The sequence below is a fragment of the Allobosea sp. TBD101 genome, from assembly GCF_059817965.1.
Genome location: NZ_CM187543.1, coordinates 2,539,167 through 2,560,235 on the forward strand (window position 1 = coordinate 2,539,167; position 21,069 = coordinate 2,560,235).

17 protein-coding genes and 1 tRNA gene are annotated in these 21,069 nt (G+C 66.1%); 14 read left to right on the forward strand and 4 right to left on the reverse strand.

Going from position 1 to position 21,069, the window contains the following annotated elements:
• The first annotated feature begins 43 nt into the window (after positions 1 to 43).
• From tssB to tssH, 7 genes are all read left to right on the forward strand, one after another.
• Positions 44 to 574, forward strand: coding sequence for a type VI secretion system contractile sheath small subunit (gene tssB / locus AC6RIC_RS12390; RefSeq protein ID WP_499736383.1), 531 nt, complete (start codon positions 44 to 46; stop codon positions 572 to 574).
• Between the two features lie 146 nt (positions 575 to 720).
• On the forward strand, positions 721 to 2,226 hold the full coding sequence (tssC, locus tag AC6RIC_RS12395; RefSeq protein ID WP_499736384.1) for a type VI secretion system contractile sheath large subunit: 1,506 nt from the start codon (positions 721 to 723) through the stop codon (positions 2,224 to 2,226).
• 135 nt (positions 2,227 to 2,361) lie between these two features.
• Positions 2,362 to 2,847, forward strand: coding sequence for an Hcp family type VI secretion system effector (locus tag AC6RIC_RS12400; protein ID WP_499736385.1), 486 nt, complete (start codon positions 2,362 to 2,364; stop codon positions 2,845 to 2,847).
• 42 nt (positions 2,848 to 2,889) lie between these two features.
• Positions 2,890 to 3,459 carry a type VI secretion system baseplate subunit TssE gene (locus AC6RIC_RS12405; protein WP_499736386.1) on the forward strand — a complete coding sequence of 190 codons (570 nt, stop codon included), beginning with the start codon at positions 2,890 to 2,892 and terminating at the stop codon, positions 3,457 to 3,459.
• 4 nt (positions 3,460 to 3,463) lie between these two features.
• Entirely contained in the window at positions 3,464 to 5,425 is a 1,962-nt protein-coding gene (tssF, locus tag AC6RIC_RS12410) for a type VI secretion system baseplate subunit TssF (RefSeq protein WP_499736387.1), read from the forward strand.
• Positions 5,422 to 6,480, forward strand: a complete 1,059-nt coding sequence (tssG, locus tag AC6RIC_RS12415; RefSeq protein ID WP_499736388.1) for a type VI secretion system baseplate subunit TssG — start codon at positions 5,422 to 5,424, stop codon at positions 6,478 to 6,480. The genes tssF and tssG overlap by 4 nt, the downstream gene beginning before the upstream one ends.
• A gap of 17 nt (positions 6,481 to 6,497) precedes the next feature.
• The gene (gene tssH, locus AC6RIC_RS12420; RefSeq protein WP_499736389.1) at positions 6,498 to 9,227 is read left to right on the forward strand and encodes a type VI secretion system ATPase TssH; all 2,730 of its coding nucleotides are present in this window, start codon (positions 6,498 to 6,500) and stop codon (positions 9,225 to 9,227) included.
• A gap of 168 nt (positions 9,228 to 9,395) precedes the next feature.
• Here tssH and glpD read toward each other — a convergent pair whose 3' ends face one another.
• A complete protein-coding gene (glpD, locus tag AC6RIC_RS12425) occupies positions 9,396 to 10,931 on the reverse strand; it encodes a glycerol-3-phosphate dehydrogenase (RefSeq protein ID WP_499736390.1) in 1,536 nt (511 codons plus the stop codon).
• A 184-nt stretch (positions 10,932 to 11,115) separates the two neighbouring features.
• Between glpD and AC6RIC_RS12430 the strand changes: the two genes are divergently transcribed.
• On the forward strand, positions 11,116 to 12,954 hold the full coding sequence (locus AC6RIC_RS12430; protein ID WP_499736391.1) for a TRAP transporter large permease: 1,839 nt from the start codon (positions 11,116 to 11,118) through the stop codon (positions 12,952 to 12,954).
• Positions 12,955 to 13,022: 68 nt separating this feature from the next.
• On the forward strand, positions 13,023 to 14,294 hold the full coding sequence (gene pncB / locus AC6RIC_RS12435) for a nicotinate phosphoribosyltransferase (RefSeq protein ID WP_454656581.1): 1,272 nt from the start codon (positions 13,023 to 13,025) through the stop codon (positions 14,292 to 14,294).
• Positions 14,295 to 14,312: 18 nt separating this feature from the next.
• Here the strand turns inward: pncB and AC6RIC_RS12440 are convergent, their stop codons facing one another.
• The 3 genes from AC6RIC_RS12440 to AC6RIC_RS12450 all read right to left on the reverse strand — a co-directional run bounded on the left by AC6RIC_RS12440 (position 14,313) and on the right by AC6RIC_RS12450 (position 16,179).
• A complete protein-coding gene (locus AC6RIC_RS12440) occupies positions 14,313 to 15,386 on the reverse strand; it encodes a linear amide C-N hydrolase (protein ID WP_499736392.1) in 1,074 nt (357 codons plus the stop codon).
• Between the two features lie 22 nt (positions 15,387 to 15,408).
• The gene (locus AC6RIC_RS12445) at positions 15,409 to 15,726 is read right to left on the reverse strand and encodes a hypothetical protein (RefSeq protein ID WP_499736393.1); all 318 of its coding nucleotides are present in this window, start codon (positions 15,724 to 15,726) and stop codon (positions 15,409 to 15,411) included.
• Between the two features lie 93 nt (positions 15,727 to 15,819).
• The gene (locus tag AC6RIC_RS12450) at positions 15,820 to 16,179 is read right to left on the reverse strand and encodes a hypothetical protein (protein ID WP_499736394.1); all 360 of its coding nucleotides are present in this window, start codon (positions 16,177 to 16,179) and stop codon (positions 15,820 to 15,822) included.
• 256 nt (positions 16,180 to 16,435) lie between these two features.
• On the opposite strand from AC6RIC_RS12450, the gene tuf reads away from it, so the two are divergent.
• From tuf to AC6RIC_RS12475, 5 genes are all read left to right on the forward strand, one after another.
• Complete coding sequence (gene tuf / locus AC6RIC_RS12455; RefSeq protein WP_454656584.1) at positions 16,436 to 17,626, forward strand: elongation factor Tu; 1,191 nt, start codon at positions 16,436 to 16,438, stop codon at positions 17,624 to 17,626.
• A 223-nt stretch (positions 17,627 to 17,849) separates the two neighbouring features.
• Positions 17,850 to 18,974: a Gfo/Idh/MocA family protein gene (locus tag AC6RIC_RS12460; protein WP_499736395.1), complete on the forward strand. Its 1,125-nt coding sequence runs from the start codon at positions 17,850 to 17,852 to the stop codon at positions 18,972 to 18,974.
• 141 nt (positions 18,975 to 19,115) lie between these two features.
• Entirely contained in the window at positions 19,116 to 20,015 is a 900-nt protein-coding gene (locus AC6RIC_RS12465) for a dihydrodipicolinate synthase family protein (RefSeq protein WP_499736396.1), read from the forward strand.
• Positions 20,016 to 20,076: 61 nt separating this feature from the next.
• A tRNA-Trp gene (locus AC6RIC_RS12470) sits at positions 20,077 to 20,152 on the forward strand.
• A gap of 55 nt (positions 20,153 to 20,207) precedes the next feature.
• A complete protein-coding gene (locus tag AC6RIC_RS12475) occupies positions 20,208 to 20,939 on the forward strand; it encodes a class I SAM-dependent methyltransferase (protein ID WP_499736397.1) in 732 nt (243 codons plus the stop codon).
• Positions 20,940 to 21,069 lie beyond the last annotated feature (130 nt).

Sequence of the window (21,069 nt, forward strand, 5' to 3'; positions counted from 1 at the left end):
TCACGTTACGTCTGCGTGGCACGAATGCAGAGGGGCACGTCACATGGCTGGAGATTCTGGACAGAAGTTCATCCGCCGCAACAGGCCGCCTCGGGTCCATATCACCTACGAGGACCCGTATAACGCGGAGCAGAAGGTCGAACTGCCTTTCGTCATGGGCGTCATGGCGGATCTGTCGGGCAACGCCTCGGCGATCGAGAAGTCCGACATCTCGCAGCGCAAGTTCCTCGACTTCGACATGGACAATTTCGATCAGCGCATGGCCGCGATCGAGCCGGCCGTGTCCTTCAACGTGCCCAACAAGCTGGGTGACGACAGCAACGAGAAGCTCTCGGTGGCGCTGAAATTCTCGAAATTCGACGATTTCAACCCGGCCGCCATCGCCCGCCAGATTCCGGCGACGGCGAAGCTGCTGGAGGCGCGCGAGCAGCTTGCCAATCTGCTGCGCTACATGGACGGCAAGATGGCCGCGAGCGACCAGATCAAGGCGCTGCTGGCCGATCCCCAGTTGATGGCGGCGCTGAAGGACAGGCTCGGCAAGGGCGAACCCTCCGAAGACAAGACGGCGAACTGAGGGCAGGGCGCAGGCCCGCCCCGGAGCGTGCCGGCCGCGAAAGCCGGAACCGGTTTTCGCAGCAGCAATGTTCCGGATGATCTGAAGCGATCCCGCCCATTCGGGGCGGGGCAGGGCCTGCAGGCGGTTAAGCGAGCGAGGCGGCAATGGCAGCGGAAGCACAAACCCAACGGCCCGGCGGGGCAGCAGTCGAAACGCGCGAGATCGACGACTTCTCGTCGATCCTGAAGCAGAGTTTCAAGCCGAAGACCGAACGGGCGGCGACGGAGGTCGAGAACGCGGTCGCGACCCTGGTCAACCAGGCGCTGGCAGACCAGACCCTGATCAAGGGCGACGTCATCGACACGATCGAGGAGATGATCGCCCGGCTCGATGCCAAGCTGACCGAGCAGATGAACGAGGTGCTGCACGCACCCGAATACCAGAAGATCGAAAGCGCCTGGCGCGGTCTCAACTATCTCGTCTTCAATTCGGAGACGGATGCACAGTTGAAGATCAAGGTGATGAACGTCTCCAAGGGCGAGCTTTACCGCAACCTCAAGACCTATCCCGGCGCGCGCTGGGACCAGAGCCCGCTGTTCAAGCAGGTCTACGAGCAGGAATTCGGCCAGCTCGGCGGACAGCCCTTCGGCTGCCTGGTCGGCGACTATCATTTCAGCCATGTCCCGACCGACGTGCAGCTGCTGCGCGATCTGTCGAAGGTGGCGGCGGCGGCGCATGCGCCGTTTTTCGCCGGGGCGGACCCGACCCTGATGGGCATGGACACCTGGACGGAGCTGTCGAACCCGCGCGATCTCGGCAAGGTCTTCGACACGCCGGACTATGCGGCCTGGAAGGGCCTGCGTGACGCTGCCGATTCCCGCTATGTCGGCCTGTGCCTGCCGCGCGTGCTGTCGCGGGTGCCTTACGGCGCCAAGTCCGAGCCGGTCGAGGAGTTCGCCTTCGAAGAGGATACCGACGGGCACAAGGGCGAGAAATACGCCTGGATGAACGCGGCCTACGCGATGGCGGTCAACATCAACCGCGCCTTCAAGGAATATGGCTGGTGCACGCGCATCCGTGGCGTCCAGTCGGGCGGCGAGGTGCTCAACCTGCCGACCCATACCTTCCCGACCGATGATGGCGGCGTCGACCTGAAATGCCCGACCGAGATCGCGATCAGCGACCGGCGCGAGGCGGAGCTGGCGAAATCCGGCCTGATCCCGCTGATCCATCGCAAGAATACCGACAAGGCCGCCTTCATCGGCGCCCAGTCGCTCTACAAGCCCAAGGCCTTCTCGGGGCCGGACGGCGTGGCGGCGACCGCATCCGACAACCTGTCGTCGCGGCTGCCCTACATGTTCGCGGTCTCGCGCTTCGCGCACTACCTGAAGTGCATGGTTCGCGACAAGGTTGGCTCCTACAAGGAAAAGGAGCCGCTGCGCCGCTGGCTGCAGGAGTGGATCACCGACTATGTCGACGGCGATCCGGTCAATTCCAGCGAAGAGACGAAGGCACGGCGCCCGCTCTCCGATGCGCGCATCGACGTCTTCGAGGACGAGGAGAATCCTGGCTACTACTCGGCCAAGTTCTATCTGCGGCCGCACTTCCAGCTCGAAGGCATGGATATCGGCCTGAGCCTGGTCTCGCGACTGCCAGCTCCCAAGCAGTGACCGCCACCTGAGCCGGTGACGGCGACAACGAGAATCTTCGGCGCGCCGGCCGTGTGAGGGCGGCGCGAGAGGAGAAGTGCGTCCACGGCGGGCCCGCATCCGCGTGCCCATGCAATTCCTACCCTGGAGGTAAAAATGGCTAGCGACTTCCTGCTCGAGATCGACGGCATCAAGGGCGAAAGCAAGGACTCCAAGCACAAGGATACGATCGAGGTCGATTCCTTCTCCTGGGGCATCAGCAACGCGGGCTCGCATGCGTCCAATGCGGGCGGCGGCGCCGGCAAGGCAAGCTTCCAGGACGTGCATTTCACGTCCTCGGTCGGCAAGGCCTCGACCAATCTCGCGCTGTTCTGCGCCACCGGCAAGCACATCAAGAAGGCCGTGCTTTTCGTCCGCAAGCAGGGCGATAAGCAGCAGGACTACTACACGCTGACGCTGGAGGATCTGCTGGTGTCGAGCTACCAGTCCGGCGACGCGGCCGGCGGCTCGAGCATCCCGACCGACCAGTTCTCGCTGAACTACGCCAAGATCAAATACGAGTACAAGCCGCAGAAGGCCGACGGCTCGCTCGATGCGGCGCTGACCATGTCCTATGACATCAAGACCAAGGAAGCCAAGTAAGACGAAGCGTATCGGCTCCGGCCCCGTGCCGGAGCCGATACCTTGCCGGCAGCGTGGCAGGTCATGGTCGATCCCATCGCGAAGAAGCGGCTCAGGCCGCCCCTGATGTTCGCATTCCGGGAGGCGCATCTGGAAAAGGATGCGAAGACCGCGCTCGACCTGAGGGACGAGGGCGGTGAACGCGTGATTGCGCCGCGCCGGGCCGCCCCTCGCGCCGCGATTACCGAGCAGAAGCTGCGCCGCGAGATCGCGCTCGACCTCGATGCGCTCGTCAACACCATCAATCTCGGCTCGTGCCTCGATCTTTCCGGGCTCGACCATGTGCGCCGCTCGGTGCTCAACCACGGCTTTCCGGACCTGACCCGCCTCTCGATCGACGAGCATCGCGTCGATGCCATCCGCGAGGACCTTGCCGATGTGCTGGTCGGCTACGAGCCGCGCCTGATCCGCAAATCGGTCGCCGTCGAGCGCGACGACAGCCTCGACCCGGCCGAGCTGAAAGTCCGTTTCCTCGTTCGCGCCGATCTGAATTGCGAACCGCTCAATATTCCCGTCCAGTTCGTTGCCGATCTCGAGCTGGACACAGGTAAAATCGCCATCAAGGGCCGGTGACGCGATGAACCAGGAGTTTCTCGACCTCTACAATCAGGAACTCCGGCTCTTCATGGAGCACAGCAAGGAGTTTGCGGAGGAATATCCGGGGATCGCCGAGCGGCTCGGCGGGTTGGCCGGCGAGCGCATGGACCCGATGGTCGGTGGCCTGTTGGAGGGCGCGGCCTTCCTCGCCGCGCGCGTCCAGCTGAAGCTCCGGCACGAGTTTCCCGAATTCACCAACAACCTGATCGAGCAATTGCTGCCGAACTATCTGGCGCCGACGCCTTCGGCGCTGCTGGCCGGCGTGGTGCCGACCTATTCCGATCCGGCGCTCCGCGAGGGCATGCGGATCGCGCGCGGCTCCTATATCGACGCGACTTATCTGGAGCGCGAGCGCCGGGTCGCCTGCCGCTATCGCCTCGGCGGCGAGGTCACGCTCTGGCCCTTCGAGATCACGGCAGCGGAGTACATCCCGGCTCCTGGGCCTTTGCAGGCGCTCGGCCTGCGCACCGGCCCGCGGGCATTGTCCGGCCTGCGCATTTCGCTGACCCACCGGATGATGGCCGATCGCGAGCAGGAGCCCTCGGCCGCGCAGGCACTGAAGAACCCGGCGAGCTGGTTCGCCGGATGTCGAACCCGTGAACTGCCGGTCCATCTGCTCGGCAGCGAGGCCGATGCGGTGGCGCTCTACGAGCAGTTGTTCTCGAACTGCATCGGCATCCACTTTCGCCATCTCGACGAATTCGGCGATCCCGTGGTGACGCCGGGCGATGGTTGCCGGCTCGAACAGATCGGCTTCGAAGAGGATGAGGCGCTGCTGCCGGCTGATACCCGCGTCTTCCGCGGCTTCGACCTGTTGCGCGAACTGTTCTGGTTCCCGCGCAAGTTCCTCGGTTTCCGGCTGGAAGGGCTCGCCGGCATCATGCCGAAGCTCAAGGCCAAGTCGGTCGATATCATCTTCGTCTTCGACGAGGCGAACACGCGGCTGCCTGCTGCCGTGCGCAAGGAGATGTTCGCGCTCTATGCGGCGCCGGCGATCAACCTGTTCGAGAAGACGACGGACCGCATCCCGGTCAAGACGAACCAGCACGAGTTCCATGTCGTGCCCGATCGCAGCCGCGCACTCGACTACGAGCCGCACAGCATCCTCTCGGTCCACGCGCATTATGTCGGCGGGCGGGAGAAACAGCCGGTCCACCCGCTCTATTCCTCGCCGGAGGGCGCCTCGCCGACGCAGGGGCTGCACTTTACGCAGCGCCGCCTGCCGCGCCGCCGCTCCTCGGTCGAGCGCCGGCAGGGCAGGGCTTCAGACTATACGGGCACCGAGATGTTCATCTCGCTGGTCGAGCCGGCCGGTGTGTCTGATACCGCGTCCGTCGCCGAACTCAGCGTGCGCGCGCTCTGCTCCAACCGCCACCTGACCGAGCACCTGCCGACCGGACAGGGCGGCGCCGATTTCCGGCTGATCGACAATGTCTCGCTCGACATTGCCTGCCTTGCCGGGCCGACGCCGCCGCGCGAGCCGGTCGTTTCCCAGCTCAAGCTGCGTTCGGAGACAGCCAGCACAGGCGTCGTGACCTGGCGGCTGGTCAATCTGATCAGCCTCAATCATCTCGGCCTCGTCCAGCGCGGCGCCGGCGAGAACGGCGAGGCACTGCGCGAACTGCTCTCGCTCTTTGCCGATCTCGCCGACAGCGCGACCGAGCGGCGCATCCGCGGCATCAAGGGCGTCGACAGCCGCGCCGTGGTGCGCCGCTTTCCGCAGCGGGCGGGGACCGGCGCGGCGCGCGGGCTCGAAATCACCGTGCTGCTCGACGAGAAGGCGTTCGAGGGCTCGGGCGTCTTCCTGCTGGGGGCGGTGCTCGACCGCTTTTTCGCCGAATACGCGGCGATGAACCATTTCACCCAGACGGTGATCCGCACCGTCGAGCGCGGCGAAGTCATGCGCTTTCCGCCGCGCGCCGGTGCGAGGCGCATCCTGTGAGCGAGGACGCGGCCACCCCGCTGGAGAAGGCGCCGGACTACCAGGCGCAGCTCGAGGCCGAGCCCTGGCGCTTCGATTTCTATGCGGCGATGCGCCGGCTGGAGCGTAGCTTCCCCGACCGGCCGCGCGTCGGCGACGTCGCCTCGCGCCGCGACGAATATGTCGCGCTGGGCGAACAGCCCTATCTCGACTTTCCGGCGTCGAGCATCGCGGAAGCCGATCGCGACGGGCAGGGGCGCCTGCGGCTCTTCGTCAAGTTCCTCGGCCTGCTCGGGCCGCAGGGCCCATTGCCCTTGGCGACGACCGAGGAGAGCTACCACTGGACACTGGCGCGCGACGACGCCTTCCCGCGCTTCCTCGACATCTTCAACCACCGCTTCCTGCAGTTGTTCTACCGGGCCTGGGCGGATTCGCGACCTGTCGCCCAGCATGACCGGCCCGATCTTGACCGTTTCGCCGCCTATATCGGCAGCATGATCGGGGTGGGCTCGAAGCCCTATCTCAAGCGCGATTCCGTTCCCGATGCCGAGAAGCTCGCCCATGCCGGGCTGATCGGCGCGCAGGCGAAATCGGCCTCGCGCCTGCGGCGCTTCCTCGCCGGGCTGTTCAAGGCTGATATCGAGATCGAGCAGTTTACGGGCATGTGGCTGGTCTTCGACCCGGGAGACCGGACGCGGCTCGGCGGTTCGCATTGCACGCTGGGCAGCGACGCGCTGCTGGGCGGCAGCGTCTACAGCGTCGAGGACAAGTTCCGCGTGAAGATCGTTGCTCGCGACCTCGAACAGTTCGCGCGCTTCCTGCCGGATGGCGACCGCTGCGAGCCCCTGGCCGATGCGGTGTTTTTCCATCTCGGCGAGCAGTTCGAATGGGATGTCGAGCTTGCCCTACCGGTCGGTGCGGTGAAGCCGGTCCGGCTCGGTCAGTCCGGCCATCTCGGCTGGACGAGCTGGATGGCGCCGAACTGGAATGTCGAGGAGGGGGCGCTACGCCGCGACGCCCGCTTCCATCCCGCCGAAAGCCTGCGCCTGAAACGAAGCCGCGCTGCGGCCACCTGACATCGAAGGGGACGACCATGGCCGATATCAGCCTCGAAGCCGTCACAGGCAAGCTCAACCGGGTCGGCTACGACACCTTCCTGCAGGCGCTCAGGCAGGCGAAGGGGGCCGGGAACCGCAATGTCGAATTGGCGCATTGGCTGCTCCAGATCCTGCAGGGCACCAGCAACGACCTGACGCTGACGGCGGATCACTACAAGCTCGACCGCGCCAAGATGCTGATGGAGCTCGGCGGCGTGGTCGAGGGCTTCCGCCGTAACGAGACGGAGATGCCCGGCATCGCCAACCACATCGTCGATATCCTCGACCGTGGCTGGCACTACGCCACCCTGTTCTTCGGGGAGACGCAGATCAGGACCGGCCACCTTCTGGTCGCGGCGTTGAAATCAACCGAACTGCGCCGCGTGCTGACCGGGCTCTCCAAGGAGTTCTCCAAGATCCCGGTCGAGGAACTGGCTGCAGGCTACGGCAAGGTCTGGGAAAGCTCGGAGGAGGAGAACCTCCGGCCGATGGACGGTTCGGGCCTGCGCGCGGCGGGCACGCCCGGCGCCGAACAGGCCGAGGGGGCGAAGGGCACGACGGCGCTCGACCGCTTCTCGCAAGACCTCACCGTGAAGGCGCGCTCCGGCACGATGGACCCGATCCTCGGCCGCGACGACGAGATCCGGCAGGTCATCGACGTGCTGATGCGGCGGCGCCAGAACAATCCGATCCTCACCGGCGAGGCCGGCGTCGGCAAGACCGCGATCGCGGAAGGCTTCGCCCAGCGCGTCGCTTCGGGCGACGTGCCACCGCCGCTCCGGGGTGTGCGCGTCTGCGCGCTCGATATCGGCCTGATGCAGGCCGGCGCCTCGATGAAGGGCGAATTCGAGCAGCGCCTGCGCTCGGTGATCGACGAAGTGCAGTCCTCGCCGACGCCGGTGATCCTGTTCATCGACGAGGCGCATACGCTGATCGGCGCCGGCGGACAGGCCGGCACGGGCGATGCTGCCAACCTCCTGAAGCCGGCTTTGGCTCGCGGCACGCTGCGCACCATCGCCGCGACGACATGGTCGGAGTATCGGCAGTATTTCGAGAAGGACCCGGCGCTGACCCGGCGCTTTCAACCAGTTCAGGTCGACGAGCCGGACGTGGCGCGCTGCTGTACGATGCTGCGCGGGTTGATCGGCCCGATGGAGAAGCACCACAAGGTCCGCATCTCGGATGCCGCCATCGTCGCGGCGGTCTCGCTCTCGCATCGCTACATCCCGGCCCGCCAACTCCCCGACAAGGCGGTGAGCCTGCTCGACACGGCCTGCGCCCGCGTCGCCATCAGCCAGAGCGCGACGCCGGCCGCGATCGAGGATGCGCGGGTCGCGATCTCCTCTCTGGAGCAGGAGAAGGCGGCGCTGACCGCCGATGCCGATCTCGGCACGGATACCACCAAGCGGCTTGGCGAGATCGAGGTCGAGATGGCGGAGAAGGGGGAGAAGCTGACGGGGCTGGAAGGGGCCTGGACGGGTGAACTTAGCATCGTCAAGGAGATCAAGGCGCTCTGGGCCAAGCTCCGCGAGATGGCGCCGCAGTCGACGGCCGATGCCGTCCAACCGGAGGCGACCGAGAATGTCGCGTCCGCGCCGGCCCAAGCCGAAGCTCCGGCGTCCGAGCCAGCCGTCGATCCGGCGGAATCGCGCGCGGCGCTCAACGCCAAATTCGCGGCGCTGAGCGAAGTCGATCCGGCCAACCGGATGATCTACGCCCATGTCGACGAGCAGTCCGTCGCCTCAGTCGTCTCCGACTGGACCGGCATCCCTGTCGGCCGGATGGTCAAGGACGAGATCGAGACCGTGCTCAAACTCGCGGAGACGCTGAACAAGCGCGTCGTCGGGCAGGGGCACGGCATCGGCATGATCGCCAAGCGCATCGAGACCAACCGCGCCCGGCTCGACAATCCCAACAAGCCGATCGGCGTGTTCATGCTCTGTGGCCCCTCCGGCGTCGGCAAGACCGAGACGGCGCTGGCGCTGGCGGAATCGCTCTATGGCGGCGAGCAGAACGTCATCACCATCAATATGAGCGAGTTCCAGGAGGCGCATACCGTCTCGACACTGAAGGGCGCGCCTCCCGGCTATGTCGGCTATGGCGAGGGCGGTCGCTTGACGGAAGCGGTCCGGCGCAAGCCCTATTCGGTGGTGCTGCTCGACGAGGTCGAGAAGGCGCACCCCGACGTCCACGAGCTGTTCTTCCAGGTCTTCGACAAGGGCCAGATGGAGGATGGCACCGGCCGGCGCATCGACTTCAAGAACACGCTGATCATCCTGACCTCGAATGTCGGCACCGACGAGATCATGAGCCTGTCCGCCGATGGCGCGGCCAAGCCCGATCCCGAGGCGATGGCGGTGTCGCTCAGGCCTGCACTGCTGAAGGTTTTCCCGCCGGCGCTGATCGGGCGGCTCGTGACCATTCCCTATTACCCGCTCTCCTCGGACATGCTGGCCGGCATCGTCAGGCTCCAGCTCGGCCGCATCGGCAAGCGTCTGGCCGAGAACCACAAGGCCGCCTTCGTCTATGACGATGCGGTGGTCGAGCACATCGTCGGCCAGTGCAACGACCCGGATTCGGGCGGGCGCATGATCGACAACATCATCACCAACTCGATGCTGCCGGCGCTGTCGCGGGCGATCCTCAACCTGCAACTGGAGAAGAAGCCGCTGACCGAGGCGAAGGTCTCGGTCGAGGGGGGCCAGTTCGCCTATCAGGTGGCGTGACATTCCCTATGGCCACGCCGTCATGCTCGCCCTTGTGGCGAGCATCTACGTCTTGAACACCGCATGGCTCGAAGGAAGACGTGGATGGTCGGGACAAGCCCGACCATGACGGAAATGTCGATCTTCATTGGCTTCGGGCTCACCGCTTCGCAACGGGCAGCATGACACTCACGCCTGCTGCATGAAATCGTCGAGCGCCTCGCTCTCGGCCTTCGACAGCCGCAGGCCCAGCTTGCTGCGGCGCCAGAGCACATCCTGCGCCCGGCGCGCCCATTCCGCCTTCATCAGGTAGCGCACCTCGCGCTCGTAAAGATCGGCGCCGAAATGCCGGCCGAGATCGGCAAGGCCCTTCGCATCGCCGAGGATGTCGCGGGCGCGGGTGCCATAGGCGCGGGCGAGCCGCGTCGCGCTGCGCCGTTCGAGCCAAGGGTAGGCTGCGGCGATCTCGCCAACCAGCTTGTCGAAACCGCCGACCGGGAAATCGCCGCCGGGCAAGGCACCGGCAACCGTCCATTCGGCGCGGGCCGCCCAAGGCGCGAGCGGCGCCAGTTTTGCGATCGCGGCCTCGGCGAGGCGGCGATAGGTCGTGATCTTGCCGCCGAAGACGGAGAGCAGTGGCGCTTCGCCTTCGGGAGCGTCGAGCGTCAGGACGTAATCGCGCGTCGCCTCCTGCGCCTTCGAGGCGCCGTCGTCATAGAGCGGGCGCACGCCGGAATAGGTCCAGACCACCGATTCCGGCGTGACCGGCTGGCGGAAATACTCGCTCGCGGCGGCGCAGAGATAGGCGATCTCGTCCGGCGTCGCGACGACCTCGGCGGGGTCGCCGTGATAGTCGCGGTCGGTCGTGCCGATCAGCGTGAAATCCTGCTCGTAGGGGATGGCGAAGATGATGCGCCCGTCCGCGTTCTGGAAGATGTAGCAGCGGTCGTGATCGTAGAGTTTGGGCACGACGATATGGCTGCCCTGAACCATGCGGACGCCGGCCTTGGCGTTGGTGTGGATCACGCCGTTCAGGACCTCGCCGACCCAGGGGCCGGCGGCGTTGACGAGCGTGCGCGCCCAGACCGTCCGGCCGCCTTCGGGGCCGTCGGTCTCAAGCTGCCAGAGGCCGTTCTCGCGCCGCGCCGCGGTGACGCGGGTGCGGGTGTGGATCGCGGCGCCGCGCACGGCGGCATCCATCGCGTTCAGCACGACGAGCCGGGCATCCTCGACCCAGCAATCGGAATATTCGAAGGCCTTGGCCTGATCGTCCTTGAGCGGCTTGCCGACGGCGTCATGGGCGAGGTCGAGCGTGCGTGTCGCCGGCAGGAGCTTGCGGCCGCCGATATGGTCGTAGAGGAACAGGCCGAGCCGGAGCAGCCAGGCCGGGCGCAGGCCCTTGTGATGCGGCAGCACGAAGCGCAGCGGCCGGATGATATGCGGCGCGATCGCCCAAAGCCGCTCGCGCTCCATCAAGGCCTCGCGCACCAGCCGGAATTTGTAATGCTCGAGATAGCGCAGGCCGCCATGGATCAGCTTGGTCGAGCGCGAGGAGGTGGCGCTGGCGAGGTCGTCCTTCTCGAACAGCACGACGGAGGCGCCGCGCCCGGCCGCGTCGCGGGCGATGCCGCAGCCATTGATGCCGCCGCCGATGACGGCGAGGTCGTAGGGGATGGCGGGGGCCGTGCCGAAGCCGGCTAAGGGCGAGGTCGTTTCGGAAGCCATGCGCGTCTTCTGGAAGGCTGGAAAAGGCGGATCGGTGGCACCATCCAATCCCGGCCGAGGCGCCGCCACAAGTCCGCTCCTGCGGCGAATACAGGGATGATGTCAATTCAGGCCGCTTGACGCGCGGCCCGCGAGGCCGGAACAGGGCGTCCGGACGGGGCATGGCGGCAGGATGAGCCAGTCGGTGGATCGAAATCACGGGAGCGGCTTTCCGGTACGGGCGGAGGCCGTATTCCGCACGATGCTGGAGTTCGCCGGCGCCGCGATCCTGGCGGCGCTGTTTCTCGTGGTCATGGCGGCCGTCCTGCAGCGCTATCTGTTCGGCGGCGGCTTCGTCTGGTCGGACGAATTGGCGATCTGGCTGCATCTCGCGCTGATCGCGGTTGGCGCGCCGCTTGCCGTCACCGGCACATTGGCGATGCGGCTTGATGTGCTGGTCCGCTTGCTGCCTGCCATACCTCGGCGCGTTGCTTCCGTGCTCGCGGATGCCGTCGCTTTCCATGGCGCATTCGTGCTGGCGGCCGGCGGGGCGAATGTCGCTTTGCTCGTTGGCGGCCATTCCACCGTGCTCGGCCTGCCGGAGGCCCTGCGCTTCGCCGTCTTTGCCTGCGGGGGCGGGCTGACGATCATAGCGCTTTTCCTGCGCGCCGGGCTGGAGCGGGGTTGGGCCGGCGCGGTGGCGGCGCTGGTGCTCGGCGGTTGCTTCTACGGGCTGGCGCAGCTCTCCTTCGATCTCTTTCCGACGCCGAGCCTGGTTGCGGCGCTCGTCGCGGGAGTGGGGCTTCTGCTCGGCGCCCCATTGCCCTTCGCCCTGCTGGCGGGGGTCTCACTGACCGGGCCGTTCGGCGGATTGATGCCGGAGCCGGCGATCGTCCAGACCATGGTCGGTGGCGTCGGGAAGTTCCTGCTGCTGGCAATCCCTTTCTTCCTGCTGGCCGGCGAGCTGCTGACAGCGGGCGGGCTCGCCGAACGCCTGATCCGCTTCGCCGCGACGCTGGTCGGGCACTGGCGGGCGGGGCTGGCGCAGACGGCGCTGGTCGCGAGCGTGCTGTTCTCAGGCGCATCAGGGTCCTCGGTCGCGAATGCTGCCTTCGGGGCCAAGGTCATGGCGCCCACATTGGTGGCGCGGGGCTATCCGCCGGCGAATGCGGCGGCGATCGTCGCGGGCGTCTCGATGCTCGACAACATCATCCCGCCCTCGATCGCCTTCCTGATCCTGGCAAGCGCGACCAATCTCTCGGTTGGCTCGTTGCTGGTCGGCGGCTTCGTCGCCGGCGGCGTTCTGGCGCTGGCCTTGGCGATCGGCATTCATCTCAGCGCACGCGGCGTCGTCGACGCGGCGCCGAAGGCGAGCGCGGCCGAGCGGGGCAGGGCGCTGGTCGGCGCCATTCCCGCGATCGGGCTGGGCATCGTCGTGGTCGTCGGTATCCGCTTCGGCGTGGTGACGGTGACGGAAGCTTCGGCGCTCGCCGTCGCCTATGCCGTTCTCGCCTGCCTCGCGCTGCGCAGCCTGAACGGGCGCGGCGTGCTCGCCGCCTTGCGCAAGTCGGCTGCCGAGGCTGCGGCGATCGGCCTGCTGATCGGCGCCTCGGCGCCCTTCGCCTTCCTGCTTGCGGTCGACCGTGTCTCCGAGCAGATGGCCGGGCTCGTCACCGCGTTCGGCGCCGGACCTTATGCCGTGATGCTGCTCGCCAATCTCGTGCTGCTGGTCGCCGGGCTCTTCCTCGATATCGGCGCGGCGATCTTGCTGCTGGCGCCGCTGCTGCTGCCGGTCGCGGTGGCGGCGGGGCTCGATCCGATCCAGTTCGGCGTGGTGCTCGTCGTCAACCTGATGATCCACGGGCTGACGCCGCCGCTCGGCATCCTCGTCTACGTCGTCAGCGGCATCATGCGGGTGCCGGCCGGGGCGGTTTTCCGGGCTGTCCTGCCGCTGCTTGGCGTATTGCTGGTAGCCCTCATGGTTCTGTCGCTGGGCATGGCTGCGTGGCCCGCGCTTGCGCCAGGGCTCAAGGCGCTGTTCTGATGCGCCTTCCTTCGCCCGGCGCCCGCGCCGTTCCACCGCCTATGCCGTGAGCCGGCCCGGACTTCGATATGATCTTCACCGACATCGCGACGCGGACCTACAATCACGGTTGGCGGCTCGACCCGATCATCCGCAGCCTGCTCGACACCGATTTCTACAAGCTGCTGATGCTGCAGATGATCCGGGCCTTCCACCCGGACGTGCAGGTCACCTTCTCGCTGATCAACCGCTCGAAGCATATTCGCCTCGCCGATATCGTCGACGAGGGCGAACTCAGGGCGCAGCTCGACCATGCCCGCTCATTGCGCTTCACCAAGAACGAATTGATCTGGCTCGCCGGTAACAGCTTCTACGGCAAGACGCAGATGTTCTCGCCGGAGTTCATGGCCTGGCTCGCCGATTTCCAGTTGCCGGATTACGACCTGCGCAAGGTCGACGGGCAGTATGAGCTGCATTTCGAGGGCCCCTGGACCCACAGCACGATGTGGGAGGTGCCGGCGCTGGCGATCGTCAACGAGCTCCGGGCACGCCGCGTCATGCTCGGCCAGAAGCGCTTCTCGCTCGACGTGCTCTATGCCCGCGCCAAGGCCAAGATGTGGGACAAGGTCGAGCGGCTGCAGAAGCTGCCGAATCTCAAGCTCTCCGATTTCGGCACGCGCCGCCGCCATGGCCATCTCTGGCAGCGCTGGTGCGTCGAGGCGCTGAAGGAGGGCCTGGGATCGGCCTTCACCGGCACCTCGAACGTGCTCTTGGCGATGGATGCCGATCTGGAGGCGATCGGCACCAATGCCCATGAATTGCCGATGGTGCTGGCGGCGCTCGCCGATTCGGACGAGGAGTTGCTGCGCGCGCCCTATCGCGTGCTCGACGAGTGGCGCCAGGTCTATGGCGGCAACCTGCTGATCGCGCTGCCCGATGCCTTCGGCTCGCAGAGCTTCCTGCGTCATGCGCCCGACTGGGTCGCCGACTGGACCGGCTTCCGCCCCGACAGCGCACCGCCGATCCCGGCGGGCGAGACCATCATGGCCTGGTGGCGCGAGCATGGGCGCGACCCGCGCGACAAGATGCTGGTCTTCTCAGACGGGCTCGATGTCGATGCGATCGAGCGCGTCTACCACCATTTCGACGGCAAGGTTCGCATGGCCTTCGGCTGGGGCACGGACCTGACCAACGACCTTGTCGGCTGCTCGCCGGACGGCTCGCGCGCGCTCGACCCGATCTCGCTGGTCTGCAAGGTCACCAAGGCGAACGGGCGCCCGGCGGTGAAGCTCTCCGACAACCCCGAGAAGGTCTCGGGCGATCCGGAGATGGTGAAACGCTACCGACGGGTGTTCCAGTAAGCCGCTGCGCCGTCGGCTCTATGGCGTGAGGCCGAGGAAGGTGAAGGGTTTCGCTCTCACGAACCTGTCCGTGGCGTCGCCGGCATAGATGTGATCCTGGTCGGTGCCGAGATCGAGTTTGCGCGTCCCGGCAGCCTTCGCGAAATCGATCTTCTTCAGGTCGACCCAGAAGGTGTTCGGCGTCAGCGCCGATTCGAAGAAATAGAGCTTGCGGGCGTGGTCGACGACCGTGCGCCAGCGCGTCGAGGAGATATTGGGTTCCTCCGGGGTGTTCAGCCCGAACGGCACCGAAACGTTGCGGATCACGCTGAAGACGCTGGCGACGGCCCGGTTCGGATCGTCGAATTTCGGGATCGCATTCGCGTAGAAGGAGGCGCGGGCGAAGCGGTCCGCGGCCCGGTTGGTGCCGGGCAGCATCACCGTGCCGCCGATCTGCTTCCAGTATGCGTCGAGGGCGAGCTGTTTGTCGAAGATCGGCGAGTTGGTCATCACCTGGTAGCGGCGGTCGTGGTGGATGACCTGCTTGCCGCCGATGTATTCGACGATGGCGCTGTCGCCCGTCGCGTCGGACATCGAGAGATGCAGCGTCGCCAGCCGGGTCTCGCCCGGCACGGCGTCGGTGATGATCGTGAACGGCTCTTGGCGTAAGGCTTCGACGGCCTCGGCGACCGTGGCGAAATTGTCGAGCACATATTGCGCCCAGGCAGCGATCGTCAGGCCCGGCTTCGAGCCGGCGTCGAACTTCGGGTATTCGGATTCAACGAGCCAGAGCAGGTTGGCGGAAAGCCCGGCCTCGTTGGCGCCGTCGGTGGTTGAGATGTCATAACCTGAGGCGATGACGCTGCCATATTTTGCGGTCCAACGGATCGAATTCGGTCCGGTTTCGCCGTTCCGCTCGACCCCGCGCGGCATGATCCAGAGGTTGGTCGCGACGTCGCTTTTCCAGTCCATCGAGCGCGCAGTCACCACCCGTCCGCTCGCGCCGAAATAGACCAGCCGTGTACAGGCTTCGGCAGCTGTTTGTGCGATCAGGGCAGCGGCAAGGGTGAAAGCCGCGACGTGGCCGCCGCGACGACGATTTTCTCGAATCATCTGCTTGTCCTGAGATAGGCGCTTAAAAACGCATGGTCAGGCCGACGGCCGGCCCATGCTGGGTCACGTCCCAGCGGAAGCGGCTTCGCCCGGTAAAGTCGTCGGCAGCATAGTTCTGGTGGATCGCGCGGTAGCCCGCTCGCAAGGTCGTTTCACGGCCGAGCAACAGCATTCGGTAGCCTAGATAGGCCTGCGCGTGGAGGCTGTACTGCGACGCGTCGGTTCCGCCTGCGTCGGCTTCGGCGAACAGGTTCCAGCGATCCGTCAGATCCGCATTGATCCTGAGGCCGACAAAAGGGTCGTACCATCCGGAGGCCTTGCCGAAACCGAAGCCTGGCACACCGACGTCGCCGGAAAGCCTGGTCCAGCGAATGCCGGCGGTCGGTTCGAACGAGAGAGACCGCGGACGACCGAAGACCGTCGTTCCGCCAAGCTAGGTTTCGTACAGCTTGAAGAAGGCGCCGGCCGACAGCCGGGTGGTGGCGACGCCGAGCGAGACTCGATGTGCCAGCAGATGCTTGCTCTGGCTGGTCTCGACATATTGCCCGTCGACATAGAAGCCGAAGCGGCCATTGGTGACCTCGGCATTGCCCATCACGGCGAGGTCGAGTTCGTCGAGGACGTCGGAGAAGGGGATGCCGATGCTCGTGCTGATTCCGGCGAGCGAACCCTTGCCCTTGAGGGAGGCTCCCCAGGCATAGGGGCTGACGAGGAGAGCCCAGTCCCGAGCGGGCTTCGATGGTCGCGCCTGTTCCAGAGCAGCCGTCGGCCCGTTCCATGCCATGCTCAGCAAGGCAACGCCGCGCCAGAAACCCCTCGTTTTTCGCCGAACCATCCTGCCCCCCTCAGTATGATTCCGGGAACTTACCGATGCGGGCGCTTGGCGCAAGCCGGTGAGGGCGGGATAGCTGCCCGTGCCAGCCGGGTGTTTTCGTCGCACGGCTCTCGCGTGCGGGATCGAACGCGACCAATCTTGCGTCCCCGCGCAAAAACCCCTAATGCGACCGCGTTTCTGGGCCCGAAGGGCCGCCTTCGAGGACAAGGGTGTCATGGCCAAAGAGAAGTTTTCGCGGAACAAGCCGCACTGCAACATTGGAACGATTGGTCACGTTGACCATGGCAAGACGTCATTGACGGCTGCGATCACGAAGGTCCTGGCCGAGACGGGCGGCGCTGCGTTCACGGCGTATGACCAGATCGACAAGGCTCCGGAAGAGAAGGCTCGCGGCATCACGATCTCGACGGCTCACGTCGAGTACGAGACGGCGAACCGTCACTATGCGCACGTCGACTGCCCCGGCCACGCCGACTACGTGAAGAACATGATCACGGGCGCGGCGCAGATGGACGGCGCGATCCTGGTGGTTTCGGCTGCCGACGGCCCGATGCCGCAGACCCGCGAGCACATCCTGCTGGCGCGCCAGGTCGGCGTTCCCGCGCTGGTGGTGTTCATGAACAAGGTCGACCTGGTCGACGACGCCGAGCTGCTCGAGCTGGTCGAGATGGAGATCCGCGAGCTTCTGTCGAAGTACGACTTCCCCGGCGACGACATCCCGATCACCAAGGGCTCGGCCAAGGTCGCGCTGGACAACGGCGACAAGGCGATCGGCCATGACGCGGTGGTCGCGCTGATGCAGACGGTCGACGACTACATCCCGCAGCCGGAGCGTCCGATCGACCTGCCGTTCCTGATGCCGGTCGAGGACGTGTTCTCGATCTCGGGCCGTGGCACGGTGGTGACCGGCCGCGTCGAGCGCGGCATCGTCAAGGTTGGCGAGGAAATCGAGATCGTCGGCCTGAAGGACACCGTGAAGACGACGGTGACCGGCGTCGAGATGTTCCGCAAGCTGCTGGACCAGGGCCAGGCGGGCGACAACATCGGCGCGCTGCTGCGCGGCACGAAGCGTGAGGACGTCGAGCGCGGCCAGGTGCTGTGCAAGCCGGGTTCGGTGAAGCCGCACACGAAGTTCACGGCCGAGGCCTACATCCTGACGAAGGAAGAGGGTGGCCGTCACACGCCGTTCTTCACCAACTACCGCCCGCAGTTCTACTTCCGCACGACGGACGTGACCGGCGTGGTCTCGCTGCCCGAGGGCACGGAGATGGTGATGCCGGGCGACAACATCTCGATGGAGGTGACGCTGATCGCCCCGATCGCGATGGAAGAGAAGCTCCGCTTCGCCATCCGCGAAGGCGGCCGCACGGTTGGAGCAGGGGTTGTTGCTTCGATCATCGCCTGATCGACTGCACACAGAGCAATTTGGGAAAGGGCGGTGGCGACACCGCCCTTTTTCTTTGTCTGAAGCCTTCACAGCGGCTTTTCGGAAGACCGCAGGTGCATTGGGCAGCTTGTTCAATAATCTGTGCACAGCTGTGCATGTTCGTGCCGTAGCGCCCTGAAAGTCAGCCGGCTATCTGTTCGGGAACGGTCGCCGCTGCGAGAGTGACCGCCGGGAGCCATCGATGACGACGAGAAAGCCAAGACTGCGGATCGGCCTGATCGGCACGGGCTTCATGGGCAAGGCCCATGTCTTCGGCTTCGCCGCGGCGCAGCGCGTCTTCGACCTGCCTTTCGAACTGGAACTCCATACGGTCGCCGACAGGGATGAGGCGCTCGCTGCTGCCGCTGCACGGGCCCTCGGCTTTGCCCGCTCAAGCAGCGACTGGCGCAGCCTCGTTGCCGATCCCGAGATCGACCTGATCGACATCACCGCGCCCAACGCCTTCCACCGCGAGATGGCGCTGGCTGCCATCGCTGCCGGCAAGCATGTCTATTGCGAGAAGCCGCTGGCGCCGACGGCCGCCGAGGCGCACGAGATGGCCGACGCGGCGGCTGCGGCGAGGATCAAGACCCAGGTCGGCTTCAACTATCTCTGCAATCCGATGCTCGGGCTGGCGCGGGAGATGATCCGGGCCGGCGAGATCGGCGAGGTCAGAAGCTATCGCGGCATCCATGCCGAGGACTACATGGCCGATGCCGCGACGCCTTTCGGCTTCCGGCACGAGCCGGCTGGCGGCGGGGCGCTCGCCGATATCGGCAGTCATGCGCTGGCGACGGCGGAATTCCTGCTCGGTCCGATCGAGACGGTGATGGGCGACTGCGTCACCGCCATCGCCAGCCGGCCGGACGGGCAGGGCGGGCATCGCGCGGTCACTGTCGATGACAGCAGCCGCACCTTCCTGCGCTTCGCCAATGGCGCGAGCGGCAGCATCGAGGCGAGCTGGATCGCGACCGGTCGCAAGATGCAGCATGATTTCGAGGTCTACGGCACCAAAGGCGCGCTGCTCTTCACGCAGGAGCGCCTCAACGAACTGCATGTCTACAGCACGGGCGATGCGGCGGGGCGGCGCGGCTTCCGCCGGATCGAGGCCGGGCCGGAGCACGAGCCCTATGGGCTGTTCTGCGTGGCGCCCGGCCATCAGCTCGGCTTCAACGACCTGAAGGCGATCGAGGTGGCGCGCTTCATGGAGGCGATTGCGGGCTTGCGGCCCGAGCCGTTCGACTTCCGCGCGGGGGAGCGCATCCAGATGCTGGTCGAGACGATCCAGGCCTCGGCGCGGGAAGGGCGCTGGCTGGACGCTGCCTGACCCCGCGAAGGGCGCAGGGCGCCCGCCTGCCGGGCGGGCTGGTCCTTGAGGCGATGGCTCTCTAGACATGAGGACAGGGCCGTCACCCGATCCGTGCCGAACGCGGACGACCTGTCAGCCGGCCCGAGGGAGGTTTGTCTCATGGGTTTCGCGCCGCCGTTTCCGGGTATCCATTCGATCGTCTTCGCGCTGTTCGACGAGCATGAGCGGCTCGACCGGGCCGCGATGCGGAAGCAGGCGCAGATCAGCGTCGATCTCGACGTGCAGGGCATGGCGGCGCTCGGGCTTGCGACCGAGGTTTCCAAGCTGAGCTTTACCGAGCGCTGCACCGTGATGGAGTGGATGGCGGAGGATGTGGCGGGCAAGAAGCCGCTCGCCTTCACGATCTTCGGCTCGTCGGTGGCGGAGCAGGTCGCGCTGGTGAAGGTCGCCGAGAAGAACGGTGCCGACTGGGTGATTCTTCAGCCGCCAATGGTCGGCAGCTTCGGCGCCGCTGAGTATATCAATTTCTTCGGCCGCATCGCCGAGACGACGACGCTTCCGGTCGCGATTCAGAACGCGCCGGCCTATATGGGGCGCGGCCTCTCGGCCGAGGATATCCGCGAGCTGACGCGACGCTATCCGAATATCAGCCTGATCAAGGGCGAGGGGACGGTCGTCGAGATCGAGCGGCTGATCGCGGTCACAGAAGGCCGGCTGCCGATTCTCAATGGGCGCGGCGGGCTCGAGCTCATCGACAATTTCCGCGCGGGCTGCGCCGGCATGATCCTGGCGCCGGACACGATCGATTACGCGCTGCGCGCCTATAACCGCTACAAGGCCGGCGACGAGGCCGGGGCGGATGCGGCCTATCGCGAGGTTTTGCCGGCGATCACCTTCATCATGCAGTCGATCGAGACCCTGCTTTGCTACGGCAAGCGCATTTTCGGGGCGCGCGCCGGCATTCCGATCCATGACCGCGGCCCGGCGCTGAGACCCACCGAATTCGGGCTGAAGCTGGTCGAGCGCTATGCGCGGGAGCTCGGCCCCTACAGCAAATGAGGATGGCGAACGATTTCGACTTGAAATGCGCCGCGCCTTGGGGCACATGACGCCCATCTGCAGGGGTATAGCTCAGTTGGTAGAGCGGCGGTCTCCAAAACCGCAGGTCGCGGGTTCGAGCCCTGCTGCCCCTGCCAGTCGTCCCGCTGGCGACTTCAAGCCCGGATGCCCAAGCAGGTTGGCGAGGCATCCATGACCCAGAACATCTACGACGACGAGACCTTTTTCGCGGGCTACAGCCAGCTGCCGCGTTCGGTCCATGGCCTGGACGGCGCGCCGGAATGGCCGGTGCTGCGCGGGATGCTGCCGGCGCTGGCGGGCCAGAGCGTGCTCGATCTCGGCTGCGGCTTCGGCTGGTTCTGCCGTTTCGTGGCGGGCGAGGGGGCTGCGGGCGTGCTCGGCGTCGATGTTTCCGAAAAGATGCTGGAGCGGGCGCGGCGCGAGACGCCTGATTCCCGCGTCGCCTACGAGCGTGCCGATCTCGAAAGCTATGAGCCGCCGGTCGCGGCCTTCGACCTCGCCTACAGCTCGCTCGCCTTCCACTATGTCGCGGACCTCGCCGGGCTGTTCGGACGGGTGCATACCGCGCTCAAGCCGGGCAGCAGCCTTGTCTGCTCGGTCGAGCATCCGATCATGACGGCGCCCGCGCGGCAGGAATGGTTCACGGATGCCGATGGCCGCGCGACCTGGCCGGTCAACGGCTATCACGACGAGGGCAGGCGGGTGAGCAACTGGCTGGCGGAGGGCGTGGTCAAGCGCCATCGCACTATCGGCAGCTATCTCGACCTGCTGCTGGGCGCCGGCTTCCTGCTGGACAGGCTGGTCGAATGGGCACCGAGTGCGGAGCAGGTCGCGGCCGAGCCGGGCTGGGCGAAAGAGCGCGAGCGGCCGTTCTTCTTGCTGATCGCGGCGAGCCGGACCTGAGAGCGGTGAAACTGAAGCGAGCCCATGTGTTTCTCGAGCCCTCATCCTGAGGAGCGGGCCGAAGGTCCGCGTCTCGAAGGATGTCCCAGATGTCTCCGAGCCTCCTGGAGCATCCTTCGAGACGCCATTC

Bases quoted from the DNA above. Each gene is read 5' to 3' on its own strand.
- tssB (WP_499736383.1), top strand. From the start codon at position 44: ATGGCTGGAGATTCTGGACAGAAGTTCATCCGCCGCAACAGGCCGCCT.
- tssC (WP_499736384.1), top strand. From the start codon at position 721: ATGGCAGCGGAAGCACAAACCCAACGGCCCGGCGGGGCAGCAGTCGAA.
- AC6RIC_RS12400 (WP_499736385.1), top strand. From the start codon at position 2,362: ATGGCTAGCGACTTCCTGCTCGAGATCGACGGCATCAAGGGCGAAAGC.
- tssF (WP_499736387.1), top strand. From the start codon at position 3,464: ATGAACCAGGAGTTTCTCGACCTCTACAATCAGGAACTCCGGCTCTTC.
- tssH (WP_499736389.1), top strand. From the start codon at position 6,498: ATGGCCGATATCAGCCTCGAAGCCGTCACAGGCAAGCTCAACCGGGTC.
- glpD (WP_499736390.1), bottom strand. From the start codon at position 10,931: ATGGCTTCCGAAACGACCTCGCCCTTAGCCGGCTTCGGCACGGCCCCC.
- pncB (WP_454656581.1), top strand. From the start codon at position 13,023: ATGATCTTCACCGACATCGCGACGCGGACCTACAATCACGGTTGGCGG.
- AC6RIC_RS12440 (WP_499736392.1), bottom strand. From the start codon at position 15,386: ATGATTCGAGAAAATCGTCGTCGCGGCGGCCACGTCGCGGCTTTCACC.
- tuf (WP_454656584.1), top strand. From the start codon at position 16,436: ATGGCCAAAGAGAAGTTTTCGCGGAACAAGCCGCACTGCAACATTGGA.
- AC6RIC_RS12460 (WP_499736395.1), top strand. From the start codon at position 17,850: ATGACGACGAGAAAGCCAAGACTGCGGATCGGCCTGATCGGCACGGGC.
- AC6RIC_RS12465 (WP_499736396.1), top strand. From the start codon at position 19,116: ATGGGTTTCGCGCCGCCGTTTCCGGGTATCCATTCGATCGTCTTCGCG.
- AC6RIC_RS12475 (WP_499736397.1), top strand. From the start codon at position 20,208: ATGACCCAGAACATCTACGACGACGAGACCTTTTTCGCGGGCTACAGC.